This window comes from Kribbella sp. NPDC043289, from assembly GCF_056436705.1.
Window position 1 is genome coordinate 297,927 of sequence record NZ_JBWKCB010000004.1, and the last position, 12,282, is coordinate 310,208.

The 12,282-nt window shown below is 68.8% G+C and carries 9 protein-coding genes; 4 read left to right on the plus strand and 5 right to left on the minus strand.

What is annotated here, in order from left to right:
- The first annotated feature begins 82 nt into the window (after positions 1 to 82).
- Complete coding sequence (locus tag AC0662_RS25780; RefSeq protein WP_478303775.1) at positions 83 to 1,618, plus strand: NCS1 family nucleobase:cation symporter-1; 1,536 nt, start codon at positions 83 to 85, stop codon at positions 1,616 to 1,618.
- A 9-nt stretch (positions 1,619 to 1,627) separates the two neighbouring features.
- Positions 1,628 to 2,452, plus strand: a complete 825-nt coding sequence (locus AC0662_RS25785) for a DUF3097 domain-containing protein (RefSeq protein ID WP_452194427.1) — start codon at positions 1,628 to 1,630, stop codon at positions 2,450 to 2,452.
- Here AC0662_RS25785 and AC0662_RS25790 read toward each other — a convergent pair.
- Positions 2,427 to 5,021 (minus strand): DUF3376 domain-containing protein, encoded by a 2,595-nt coding sequence (locus AC0662_RS25790; RefSeq protein ID WP_478303777.1) that lies wholly within the window; start codon positions 5,019 to 5,021, stop codon positions 2,427 to 2,429. The two genes, AC0662_RS25785 and AC0662_RS25790, sit on opposite strands and share 26 nt — an antisense overlap.
- Before the next feature lie 125 nt (positions 5,022 to 5,146).
- Here AC0662_RS25790 and AC0662_RS25795 point away from each other — a divergent pair, with 125 nt between their 5' ends.
- On the plus strand, positions 5,147 to 5,764 hold the full coding sequence (locus tag AC0662_RS25795; protein ID WP_478303778.1) for a hypothetical protein: 618 nt from the start codon (positions 5,147 to 5,149) through the stop codon (positions 5,762 to 5,764).
- 3 nt (positions 5,765 to 5,767) lie between these two features.
- A complete protein-coding gene (locus AC0662_RS25800; RefSeq protein WP_452194432.1) occupies positions 5,768 to 6,604 on the plus strand; it encodes a hypothetical protein in 837 nt (278 codons plus the stop codon).
- A gap of 19 nt (positions 6,605 to 6,623) precedes the next feature.
- Here AC0662_RS25800 and AC0662_RS25805 read toward each other — a convergent pair whose 3' ends face one another.
- The 4 genes from AC0662_RS25805 to AC0662_RS25820 all read right to left on the minus strand — a co-directional run bounded on the left by AC0662_RS25805 (position 6,624) and on the right by AC0662_RS25820 (position 12,227).
- Entirely contained in the window at positions 6,624 to 7,643 is a 1,020-nt protein-coding gene (locus tag AC0662_RS25805; protein WP_452194433.1) for a LacI family DNA-binding transcriptional regulator, read from the minus strand.
- A 132-nt stretch (positions 7,644 to 7,775) separates the two neighbouring features.
- Entirely contained in the window at positions 7,776 to 9,095 is a 1,320-nt protein-coding gene (locus AC0662_RS25810) for an extracellular solute-binding protein (RefSeq protein WP_452194434.1), read from the minus strand.
- 212 nt (positions 9,096 to 9,307) lie between these two features.
- Complete coding sequence (locus AC0662_RS25815; RefSeq protein WP_452194436.1) at positions 9,308 to 10,408, minus strand: LacI family DNA-binding transcriptional regulator; 1,101 nt, start codon at positions 10,406 to 10,408, stop codon at positions 9,308 to 9,310.
- Positions 10,368 to 12,227, minus strand: a complete 1,860-nt coding sequence (locus tag AC0662_RS25820; RefSeq protein WP_478303780.1) for a DUF2264 domain-containing protein — start codon at positions 12,225 to 12,227, stop codon at positions 10,368 to 10,370. The genes AC0662_RS25815 and AC0662_RS25820 overlap by 41 nt, the downstream gene beginning before the upstream one ends.
- Positions 12,228 to 12,282: the final 55 nt, after the last annotated feature.

Below are 12,282 nucleotides of genomic sequence, written 5' to 3' on the forward strand. Positions count from 1 at the left end.
CCTAGTTGTCCGTTGACACGGACAACGGTCGTCGCGCAACTTGTTCGGAACGGACTTCGCCCAACCGGATGAGGTGGGACTTGTGGTCACGACCGAGCAGACCGTGCACTCCGACGGACGTGTCGAGCTAGCTGATCCCGAGGCCCTCGGCGGGAGTCCGTACGCCAACGCCGAGCTCGCTCCGACACGGTTGCCGGAGCGGACCTGGACGACGTACAACTATGCGGCGCTGTGGATGGGGATGGCGCACAACATCCCCAGCTACCTGCTCGCGGCCGGGCTGGTCGCGCTCGGGATGAACTGGCTGCAGGCGTTCCTGACCATCACGCTCGGGAACCTGATCGTGCTGGTCCCGCTGCTGCTGAACAGTCACGCGGGCACGAAGTACGGCATCCCGTTCCCGGTGTTCGCGCGGGCGTTCTACGGCGTCCGCGGCGCGAACTTCCCGGCGTTGCTGCGGGCATTCATCGCCTGCGGCTGGTTCGGGATCCAGACCTGGATCGGCGGCCAGGCGATCTACGTGATCGTCGGCGAACTCTTCGGCAAGGGCTGGACCGACGCGTCGGCGATCGGCGGGCACCCGTGGACGATGTGGCTCAGCTTCTTGTTCTTCTGGGCGCTGCAGATGGTGCTGATCTTCCGCGGCATCGAGGGCCTGCGCCGGTTCGAGAACTGGGCGGCGCCGCTGGTGACGGTCGCGTTCCTGGCGCTGATGGTGGCGGTCCTGGTGAAGGCCGGCGGGTTCGGGCCGATCCTGTCGCAGCCGTCGAAACTCGGCTGGGGCGCCGACTTCTGGAAGATCTTCCCGCCGGCGCTGATGGGCATGATCGCGTTCTGGGCGACGCTGTCGCTGAACATGCCGGACTTCACCCGGTTCGGGAAAGGCCAGCGGGCGCAGGTCTGGGGTCAGGTGATCGGCCTGCCGACCACGATGTCGTTCATCGCGCTGGTCTCGATCATCACCACCTCCGGCACCGTCGTGCTGTACGGCTCGGCGATCTGGGACCCGGTCGAGCTCACCCGCCGGTTCGAGAACCCGGTGGTCGTGACGATCGGTCTGATCATGGCGATCCTCGCGACGATGTCCTGCAACGTGGCGGCCAACGTCGTCAGTCCGTCGTACGACTTCGCGAACGCGTTGCCGCGCTGGCTGAACTTCAAGACCGCGGGACTGCTGACCGGCGTGATCGGCATCGTGATCCAGCCGTGGCGGCTGATCTCGGACCCGTCGATCTACATCTTCGTCTGGCTGTCCTTCTACGGCGGTCTGCTCGCATCCGTGGCCGGCGTCCTGATCGCGGGCTACTGGATGATCGACCGGACCAACCTGTTCCTGGCCGACCTCTACGGGCCGAACGGACGCTACTGGTACGCCGCCGGCTGGAACTGGCGCGGTGTCGTCGCGACCCTGCTCGGCTCGCTGCTCGCGGTCGGCGGCGCGTACTCGAACCCGGGCGCCGGCCCGTTCCCGACCGACGGCCTGATCCCGTTCCTCAAACCCCTGTACGACTACTCGTGGGCCGTCGGTCTCGTCGTCGGGTTCCTCACGTACCTCGTGCTCACACTCACCGCGCCGAGCCGACAGGCAACGGCCACGCATGCGGCTCCCACTTATTAACATTGCCTGGTGGCTGACAGGTATGGGAACGACGTCCTCGCGGGCGACTGGCGGAAGCCGAAAAACGGGCGGACCGTCGAGGTCGAGATCGAGAAGGGCATGGTCGTCGAGGAGCCCAGCTCCGGGTTCGTCGGCGCGATCGTGCGCTGGGAGCACGGCGTGGTCGACCTCGAGGACCGGCACGGCAAGATCCGCACGTACCCACTCGGTCCCGGGTTCTGGCTGGACGGCAAACCGGTCAGCCTGAAACCCCCGAAGAAGGCCGGTCCGGCCAAGAAGACCCGGACGGCGTCCGGCTCGGTGGCCGTCGACAACGTCCGGGCGAAGGTCGCGCGCGCCAGCCGGATCTACGTCGAGGGCCGGCACGACGCCGAACTGGTCGAGAAGGTCTGGGGCGACGACCTGCGGATCGAGGGTGTCGTCGTCGAATACCTCGAGGGTGTCGACGACCTGGTCCCGATCGTCAACCGGTTCCAGCCCGGTCCCGGCCGGCGGCTCGGCGTACTGGTGGACCACCTGGTCGAGGGCTCGAAGGAGTCGAAGATCGCGGCGCAGGTGAGCAACCCGTACGTGCTGGTGGTCGGGCACCCGTTCATCGACATCTGGGAGGCGGTCAAGCCGTCGGCGGTCGGGATCAAGGCCTGGCCGCGGATCCCGCACGGGCAGGACTGGAAGAAGGGCGTGCTGCAGGCGTTCGGCTGGCCGGCCACCGACCAGGCCGACGTGGCCGCGGCCTGGAAGCACATCCTGTCGAAGGTGAACAGCTTCGCGGATCTCGACCCGGCGCTGCTCGGCCGGGTCGAGGAGCTCATCGATTTCGTGACTCTGGACTGATCTCCGGCATCTGCTTCTCCAGCCACGCGCGGATTCGCCGGCGCGCCCGGCGTACGTACCAGGTGACCACGCCGAGTACGGCGCTCAGCGCGAGCACCGCACCGGCGAGGACGGCGGCCAGGACGCGGACCGAGTCGACGAGACCGGAGACGATCAGCAACGCTACGCCCACCGCAGCTGTTGCTGCGGGCAACCATGGCTCGAAGATCGGCGGCCGGTGTGCGGGACTCAGCTTCGCGCCGCGCACCAACCGCTCCCACATCGTCTGCCGGGCAGGCTCCGTGAACCAGCGAGCGGTCCGCAGCAGCCACGCTGTCGGCTTCTCCTTGCGGCCCGCGGATGCCTTCACCCAGTCGCCCACCTGCGGGCCGAGACCGCCCGAGACGTCGACCATCCGGTCCACGATGCCCTGGGTGATCGCCCGGCCTTCCGGCGACACGTTGAGCTCGTTCCGCATCGTCACCAGCGCGCCCATCCCGGCCTCGACCGGGAAGTCGCGCGCCAGCCGTTCGATCCGCTCGGCGACCGCGCCGAGCTCCCAGCCCTCGGCCTGCAGCACCTGACGCTGGGTCTCGCGGATCCAGTCGACGTCCGCGCCGAGCATCGAGCCGAGGTGCGCGACGCAGTGCAGCCGACCCATCAGCCAGTCCCACCGCCGCCAGTCCGCCGCGCCGAACGCGCCGAAGTGCCCGACCTGGCTGCCGTACAGGATCCGTTCGCTGAGCTGGTTCGCGATCGACCCCGCCTCCAGTTCATCGAGTACGGCGAGCGGGATGTCCGGGCCGAGTCGCAGGAACTGGAACGGTGCGCTGCGCTGCTCCGGCGTACGGGCCGACGTACAGCGGGACACGATCTCCACCTCGAGCGCGGTGTCGACGAGCTCCCGGCCGATCACCGCGACCAACTCGGCGAGCGCGTCGCCGAGGGCGCGCTGGATCTGCAACTGCTCGAAGATGTCGTTCAGCCCGACCGCGACCGCGTCCGCGCCACCGGCCGGCCGAAGATCCAGATGAGCCGCAGCCAGTTGTACGTCGAGAGCGTCGCGGACCGCCTGCACCTTCAGCAAGCAGTCACTCGCCGCAGATAGTTGCTTGTCGAGCGCCACCCGATCGTCGCTGGAAGCCGCACTGATCCGGAACCGCAGCGAGCGCAGGATCAAACGCACGACCCGCTCGGCCGCACCGGTCCCCCACAACCAGCTCGGATTGCCGTCGGCGTCGTCCCGCAACGCGGTCGTCGAACCATCCGGATCCGGAACCCACGGATGCTCGGTCGCGAGGATCTCGTCGATCTCCGTCTCCGACAGCGCGGTCGCCGCGTCCAGCACCGTCGACTGGTCGTGGCCGGCGATGGTCACCGCTTCCCACACCCCGCCGGCCGCCCTGCCACGCGAGTAGGCCGGCTGCAACGCCGTCGCGGCGGCCTTCAACCGGGCCCGCTCTTCAGGTTGCTGCAGGCAACGGTCGAAGAGCCGCTGGGCGTCCGACCAGGACGCGTCCGCCTCGAGCAGCAAGCGCTCCAGCAGTTCCACGTCGGAGCGGAAGTCCACCTCGCGCGGGAACTGCACCGCGGACAACGCCGCGACCCGCCAGCTCGGCTCCTTCGCCCCCGCCAGCGCGGTCGACGCGCGACCGATCCCGGCCGAGGGTACGACGTACAGCACGTATCGGGTCGCCTTGCCGTTCACCGGCCGCCGGGCGACCACGTCGAGCACCGGGCCGAACGGTGCGTTGTCGAGGACGCCGCCGTCCACCAGCCACGAGCCGGACTCCGCGGGACCCGGCTGGATCCGCGGCGGCTCCGCGGCGAGCTCCGGTGTCTCCAGCACCGGCCCGAACGCGGCCGGGAACGACGCCGACGCCCGCGCTGCCCGAGCGAGCAGTTCGGTGTCCTTCAGCCCGTTCTTGTCCTCGACCGTGAACGTCCGCGCCTTACCGTCGTACGTCGGCGCGTCCTCACTCGTGAAGCCGTACAGATACCGATGATCGGGTACGACGAACGCTTGCCCCGCCGCGTCCTTCGCCTCGAACTGCTGCACCCCGAGCCCGGACGCCGTCACGAACAGCGTCACCGGCTCCTCGGCGTCATTGTCGCCCGCGTCGGCCACATCTTTCAGCAGCTCCTCGACCTGCTGCAGGAAGTACTTGCCGTCCAGCACCGACGTCGACTTCACGCCCGCGGACGGGACCAGCTTGCCGACGTCGAGCGAGCCGAGGGCGACCCATTTCTGTCGCAGCCACGGGCCGTTGGCACCCTCGGCGCTGTGCGAGCCGTCGGGGTCGAGGGTCGAGCCGTTCGCGATCGCGGTGGCCAGCAGCGATCCGTTGAGGCCGCCCGCGCTCGTTCCCGCGATCACGTCGACGACCACCCGCCGCCGCTCCTCGCCGCGCCGGCACAACTCCCGCCAGCGGTCCGCGAGAACAGCGTCGTACGGCTGTGGGCCGGGCGCATCCGAGGCGCCGGACGCCCGCCGGATCAGGTCCAGCTCGTGTGTCACTCCGCCCATCCAGACCGCCAGGCTGACGCCACCGTTCAGAACCAGCGCGATCCGGATCTCATGGTCGGTCATGAAGCCCCCCTTTCCTTCAGAAATACCACGCGTGTGACCTGAATCGACAGTTGTCGCAGCGGAGCGTGAACAAAAGGTTGTCGCGGTCTGCGCGCGGGGCCATCCTGATGCTGGGGGTGGTCGGTATGCGCGCCTGGGCAGTGACCGTTTCCGTGATCGTCCTGCTGGTCTCGGGATGCTCCGACACGTCTAGCGGGTCGTCACCGCCGGACGCCACCAGCACGGCGGAGAACACCAGCGAGCCGGCGCCGAGCCCGGAACCGACCACTGCGGAGTCGACCCAGCAACAGCAGGCCAAACCGTCGCTCGAGATCGCGTCCCTCCCGATCGGCGGCGTCCCCGACGGTGGATCGAACTGCAACCCGATCAGCTGGCTCGCCGGCGACATCCCCGACGGCGTGACGATCAAACTCGGTACGCCGTTCTTCGACCCGAAAGGAATCTTCGAGGTCGACCAGTCCGGATGCACCGGCAACGAGCAGTCCTGCGAAGGTCTGGAGTGGACGGCGCAGAACCTGCCGCAATGCTGGGTCGGCTTCAAGCAGGTCGCCGACAGCGGCAGCGTCACGCTCGTCATTCCGGCGGTCGCGACCTGCCAGACCCAGCAGCAGTGCGACGATCTGAAGGGCCTCGGCGGCAGCCAGATCGGTCTGACCGCGCAACCTCGCGAGTCATCGCCGACCGAGACAGTGCCGACCGAGACGACGCCGACCGAGACAGCGCCGACGCCCTCTGGCGGATGACCGATGGCGGACGAGCGGTCGCAGGCCGAGCGCTGGGTCAGTTTCGCCGCCGGCATCATCACGCCGGTGACGCTGCTCAGCGCGCTCCTGTTCTACTTCGGCTACGTGTCCGCGCGTTCGCAGTACGAGTACTTCGGGATCGACGTCGACACGATCGGCCTGAGTACGCAGGACTACGTGATGCGCAGCCCCCAACCGCTGCTTGTCCCGCTCCTCGTGATCACACTGCTCGCGGTCGCCGCGCTCCTGCTGCACAACGCGATCCGCCCGACCGCCGTCACCGTACGTCGTGCCGCGCGGGTCACGGTCGTCGTACTCATCCTCGGCGTCGCCGCGCTGCTCGCGTTCCCGCTGCTGCGGCACCTTCCGTACTACGCGCTGATCGTTCCCGCCGTCATCGGTCTGTCCGCGGCGGCGCTCGCGTACCTCACCTACCTTCGCCGCAAGACCGACCCGACGCTCGGTCCGCAACGGATCCTGATCGTGCTGCTCGCGGTCGTGACCGTCACGTGCGCGTTCTGGGGCACCGCGACCACGGCGCAGTACTCCGGGCGCGGTCTCGCGAAGGCCGACGCCCGCGACCTGAACCAGTTCCCGGTCGTCATCCTCGACACCAAGGAGAAACTCGCCCTCCGCTCCCCCGGCATCGAAGAAACGGTGCTTCGCCCCGGCGCCGGCCAATCCTTCAACTACCGCTACCGAGGCCTCCGCCTCCTGGTCGTAGGCCAGAACCGCCTGTTCCTCGTCCCCCAACACTGGAACCCCTCCGACACCACCCTCGTCCTCCCCCTCAACGACACCATCCGAGTCCAGTTCCAATTCCAGAACGACCCGCCGTGAGTTGGGGAGTGCTGTTCGGTCAGGCGCTGTCGCGGATTATTAGTTCGGTGTTGTAGATCTCGGGGGTGGTGAGGTGGGCGCCGGCTATTTTGGCGAGGAGGATTTCGGCGAGGCGGGCGCCTAGTTGCTGTACCGGTTGGCGGACCGTGGTGAGTTTCGGGGTGGTCGTGGTGGCCAGGACCGAGTCGTCGAAGCCGACGACCGCGACGTCGGCGGGGACGCGGCGGCCGCGCTGGGACAGGACGCGGAGGGCGGCGGTTGCCATCAGGTCCGAGGCGACGAACAGTCCGTCGAGATCCGGGTGGTCGTCCAGCAACCGCAGGGTCGCGTGTTCACCACCGTCGGCCGTGAAGTCGCCGTACGCGACCATCTCCGGCAGACCGGCCTCCTTCATCACTTCCTGGTACCCGGTCAACCGGTCGATGCCCGCCGTCATGTCGAGCGGCCCGGCGACGGTGGCGACCTTCCGCCGCCCGATGTCCAGCAGGTGCTGTACGCCGGTCCGCGCCCCGGCCACGTTGTCGACGTCCACGCTGGCGACCGCGACATCGACCCCGAGCGGCCGCGCGCTGAACACGATCGGCAGCGGCAACTGCGCGAGCTCCTGGAGGATGTTGTCGCGCCCGTGGTGGCTGATGATGATCGCCCCGTCCACGTGCCCGCCGCGCAGGTACCGCAGCAGCCGCTGGTCGTCGGCTCCGGTCGGCTCTGAGGCCGGCTCGATCAGCAGCACGAGCTGCGACGACGTCGGCGCGAGCGTCCGGCTGACACCGCTCAGCATGCCCGCGAAGAACGGGTCGGAGAACACCCGGCTGTCCGGCTCCGGCACCACGATCGCGATCGAGTCCGTACGCCGGGTCACCAGCGCGCGGGCCGCTCGGTTCGGGACGTAGCCGAGCTGGCGGATCGCCTGTTCGACCGCGGCGACCGTCTGGGGAAGGACTTTCGGCGAACCGTTCACGACCCTGGAGACGGTGGCCCGCGACACCCCCGCGACGGCGGCGACCTGTTCCAGCGTCGGAGAACCAGACTCGTTCATCGGCCCTCCTCAGTTCTCGATTGGCTCGCGTTCACACCGTAGTACCTCCCCGGTCGATCGCGCGTCAGTCATTGGCCGCCTGAAGGGGCGTGTTGGCAGTTTTCTCCCGCACGCCCGGTTCCGCTCCGGCGCTCAGCTTCCGGCGCGGGTGTTCGCGACCGTGTCCGCCTGGTCGACCGCCTGGTCCCACGCGGAGTCCGGGGACTGCTTGCCGTTGTCGACGCGGGCGAGCGCCGCGCTGAAGATCTGGTTGATCTCGCCGTCGCGCGGACCCTTGTGTTGCTTGAGGATCACGTTCTGCGCCCGGTTCACGAAGATCTTCCCGACCGGCGCGTTGTTGAAGTACGCGTTGACCTGCGAGGTCACCTGCGGATCGTCGTACGCGTCGAGCGTGGACGGGAACGAGCCGATCTTCTTGAACACCTTGATCTGCTGCTCCGGCGCGGTCAGCCAGGCGGCGAGCTTCGCGGCTTCCTCCGGCTCCGGCGACTGCACCGGCACGGTCAGGTACGAGCCGCCCCAGTTCCCGCCGCCGCCGGGGAACACATCCGCGACATCCCATTTGCCCTTGCCGTAGCTGCCCGCGTTGTCCTGGATGACACCGAGCAGCCAGCCCGGGCACGCCATCGTCGCGAACTTGTCGGTCCGGAAGGCAGCGTTCCACGCGTCGCTCCAGGCGGGTAGCCGCGCGGACAGGCCGTCCTTGCTGCCCGCGACCACCTGGTCCCAGGTCTTCCTGAGCAGCGGGTTCTCGTCGCCGAGGAAGCGGTCCTGGTTCGAGTAGTACGCCTGGATCAGCTGGTTGCGCATCGCTTCCCAGGTCAGCACCGCGGAGTCGTACCACGCCGAGCCGGGCACCTTCTGCTTGAACTTCCGCCCGGTGGCGAAGTACGACGGCCAGTCCTGGAAGAGTTTCGCGACCGCGGCGCGATCGGTCGGCAGCCCAGCCTTCGCGAACAGGTCGCGGCGGTAGCAGATCGCTTCCGGCCCGATGTCGGTGCCGTAGCCGATGATCTTCCCGTCGGCCGTGGTGGCGCCGGCGACCTTCCAGTCCAGCCAGCGACTCTTCAGGTCGTCCCCGCCGTACTGGCGCAGGTCGACGAACTTGTCCGCCTTGGCCAGGTACTTGTAGATCCAGCTGACTTCCATCGCCTCGATGTCGGCCAGGCCGGATCCGGAGGCGAGGTTGGCGTCCAGGTTCTTGACGTGGTCGTCGACGGTCTTGGCGTGCTGCTCGACGATATTGATGTTCGGATGCTGCGCCTCGTACTCCGCGTACAGGTCGTCGTACCCGAACTCGTTGAAGGTGGCGATGGTCAGTTCGATCTGCGGCCCGTCGGCGGCCTTGCCGGCACCGTCGGCGCCGGATCCGCCACCGCAGGCGGTGGCGAGCAGGATCGCGGCACAGCCGAGCAGTCCGGCTACGGGGCGATAGCGGACACTGGGCCGCATGGTTCAGGCTCCCTGAAACGTGAGGGGATTGAGAGCGCTCTCGGATCGCGAAAGTGAGCTGAGTCTCAGACGTCCTCACCGGTATGTCAAGCACTCCATCGTCACGCTGAGACACCGGACGCACATGGTCCTGACATAGTGTCACCGCTGATCACGCTGTGAATTGCGCTGGTCACCGAGGGCGGCAGTTCCTGGGAGTTAGCTGTGCGTGATCATCGCGACGCCGGCGGCCCGACCGAGTCGCGGACCACGACGACGGTCCCCAGTGTCGTCATCGGCTGCTGGTGCGCGAACGGGTCCGCGCTCGGCTCCTGACCGGCCAGCCCGGCCCGGACGGCGGCCCGTCCGAGTTCCTCGAGCGGTACCCGAACGGTGGTCAGCGCCGGCTGCAGTTCGGTGGCCACGGGTACGTCGTCGTACCCGGCGACCGAGATGTCCTCGGGGATCCGCAGGCCGCGCTCGCGCAGGGCGACGTACACGCCGGCGGCGACGATGTCGTTGGCGGCGAAAATCGCGGTGAAGTCGAGGCCGTCGTCGAGCGCGCGCAGCGTCTGCTCGTAGCCCCACTGGCGGCCGAACGCACCGGTGCGGATCAGGGCGGGATCGTGCTCGAGCTTGCGGGCGGCGAAAGCCTGCCGGAACCCGGTCAACCGGGCCGTCGTCGTGGAGAGCAAGGTCGGGCCGCCGAGGTACAGGATCTTGGTGTGGCCCGCGCTGAGCAGCAGATCGGTGATCGCCGCGGCGCCGCCGATGTTGTCGTACTCCACCGCGTACGCCGGTACGCCGGTCTCGAGCCCGGGCCGGCCGCAGAGGACCAGGCTCGAACCACTGCTCGCGAGCTGGCGGGCACGCTGGCCGACCGCGGCGAAGTACTCCTTGTCCTCGACCGCGCCGCCGACCAGGATCACCGCGTCGGCACGCTGCTCGAGCAGCAGGTCGACGAACCGCAGCTCGGCGGACTCACCGCCCTGCGTCGAGCAGACCAGGCAGAGCCGGCCGGAGGCGAGCGCCTCGGACTGGACGCCACGGGCAATGTAGGCGAAGAAAGGGTCGACGATCTCGCTGACGACGATGCCGACCACGCGGGTGGTCGAGCCGGCCAGCGCGCGGGCGTGCGCGTTCGCGACGTACCCGAGGTCACGCATCGCACGTTCGACGGCCGCGCGGGTCGAGGCGGCGACCGGATAGTTGCCGTTGACAACGCGGGAGACGGTGGCGGTGGAGACACCGGCCCGGGCGGCCACGTCGCGGATCGTCCGGGCGGCCTCGGGGTCACGCCGGCGCGCCCGCGACCGGGGCTGATCCGCCGCCATCACCCACCTCCTCACCCAGCTGTACGTCGGCCCTCGTGCCGTCGGCGAACCGGATGGTGACGTGCAGCCCGTCCACCGTCACGGCGATGCTCTCGGCCAGCGCCTCCGGCCAGACCGTGTCGCCGGACAGTACCACCGCGGACACCAGCACCTGCGGACCTTCTCCGCGGTGCTGAGCCTCGAGGTACGGCGTGGCGGAGTGCGGGCCGAACGCGTTCGTGTCGAGCCCACGCCGTACGTCGACCCGCTGGTACCCGTGCAGTCCGACCACCACACTCGTCAGCCGATCGATGCGGGTCGCCTGCGCCCATCCGTCGGCGACTGCCTCGGCCGGCATGTCCTCGTGCGCCACCGCATACCCGCCGTGACGCACGATCCCTTCCGGTCCGTCGACCAGCACACAGCGCACCTCGATCCGGCCGTGCACGACGCTCGCGACCTCGATCCGCGCGTCCTCCGTCGTCCACCACGAGGCCGCTCCACTTGCCGCCACGGCGATACGTCTGATCCGCCGTCGGCCGGCGGGCGCGCTGTCGAGGACGATCGAGTTGTCGACTGCGTGGTCGGTGAACTCGGGGCCGGTGCGCGTCGAGTACGCCAGGCGGTTGTAGTGCGGATCGCCTTCGGCGTTGTGGTCGCCGCCGTGGTTGAGGAGGCGGACCAGACCGTCGTGCTGGGTGGACTGGATGAGGAAACCCGGCGCCGGCATCGGGCGGATCTGATCGTGATTGTCGAGCGGGAGCGCCTCCTCGCGGTCGGTCCAGACGGCGTGATCCGCTGGGAGGAGCAGGCCGAGGAAACCTTTCGAGGCCCAGTACGGCGAGCCCGGGCCGGAGTACGGCTGAGTTGTGGGCAGGTAGTGGTGATGCCAGCCTAGATTCAGCAGACCGCGCTCGTCGGGGACGCCGTTGTCGACGAAGTGGCGGAGCGTGCCGGAGCAGAGCCGACGAGTCTGGCCCGGGGTGAGCGGGGTGGCGTCGAGGAGCGCACCCATCCAGTACGGCGCTGCGGTGGCCATCCGGTAGCAGAGTGAACGACCGAAGTGGATCGGCGCGCCATCCGTACCGGTGAGGTGGACGGCGTCTTCGAGGAACCGGTGCAGACGCTCGCGATAGAGCTTCAGCCTGCCATCGGCCGAGGGACCGGCCATGCGGGTCCATAGCCCCGGGTAGAGGTGCATCGCCCACCCGATGTAGTGGTCGAAGTTCTGCCCGGGGCCATCGGAGTACCACCCGTCACCGACGTACCAGTCCTCGATCCGGTCGAGGCCCGCATCGATGTCGTCCTGGGAGTACGGCGCTCCGACCGACGCGAGGAACTGCTCGCCGACCACCTGGAACAGCCGCCAGTTGTTGTCCCACGTCCGCGACCCGACGAACCCGCTCAGCCAGTCGACCACGTGCCCCTGCTCGCGATCGTCCAACCGATCCCACAACCACTCGCGCGATTCGTGGAGCCCGACCGCGATCGCCGCCGCCTCGACCATCTGCTGCGAGCACGGCGTCAACCGCGGCCAGTCCCCCGCCGCACCGGCCACGAGCCCCCGCGCGTACCGCTCGACCAATCGCTCATCGACTTGACCGGCCGCGATCCGGAACGCAGCCAACAGGAACGACCGAGCGAACCCCTCCAGCCCGTCACAGTCCGCCCCCGACCAACTCCCCCGCCCCGGCAACCGCACCTGCGCCCCACTCGCCGAGAACCACGGCACCAAGGAGTCGAGCAGCTGATCAGCCACCTTGAGCCAGGTCTCCCGCGTATACCCCGTCCGCGAAGACACCAGCCGATCCGGCGCCGGCAACCGCATCCCGCCACTCATGCGTCCCCCATCCACAACCAGTCCACCTGCGCCGGCCCCCGCAACCGCTCGGCAG

Coding starts and splice junctions, on each gene's coding strand:
- AC0662_RS25815 (WP_452194436.1), bottom strand. CDS start 10,408: ATGGCGGCGGATCAGCCCCGGTCGCGGGCGCGCCGGCGTGACCCCGAG.
- AC0662_RS25800 (WP_452194432.1), top strand. CDS start 5,768: ATGGCGGACGAGCGGTCGCAGGCCGAGCGCTGGGTCAGTTTCGCCGCC.
- AC0662_RS25810 (WP_452194434.1), bottom strand. CDS start 9,095: ATGCGGCCCAGTGTCCGCTATCGCCCCGTAGCCGGACTGCTCGGCTGT.
- AC0662_RS25805 (WP_452194433.1), bottom strand. CDS start 7,643: ATGAACGAGTCTGGTTCTCCGACGCTGGAACAGGTCGCCGCCGTCGCG.
- AC0662_RS25790 (WP_478303777.1), bottom strand. CDS start 5,021: ATGACCGACCATGAGATCCGGATCGCGCTGGTTCTGAACGGTGGCGTC.
- AC0662_RS25795 (WP_478303778.1), top strand. CDS start 5,147: ATGCGCGCCTGGGCAGTGACCGTTTCCGTGATCGTCCTGCTGGTCTCG.
- AC0662_RS25820 (WP_478303780.1), bottom strand. CDS start 12,227: ATGAGTGGCGGGATGCGGTTGCCGGCGCCGGATCGGCTGGTGTCTTCG.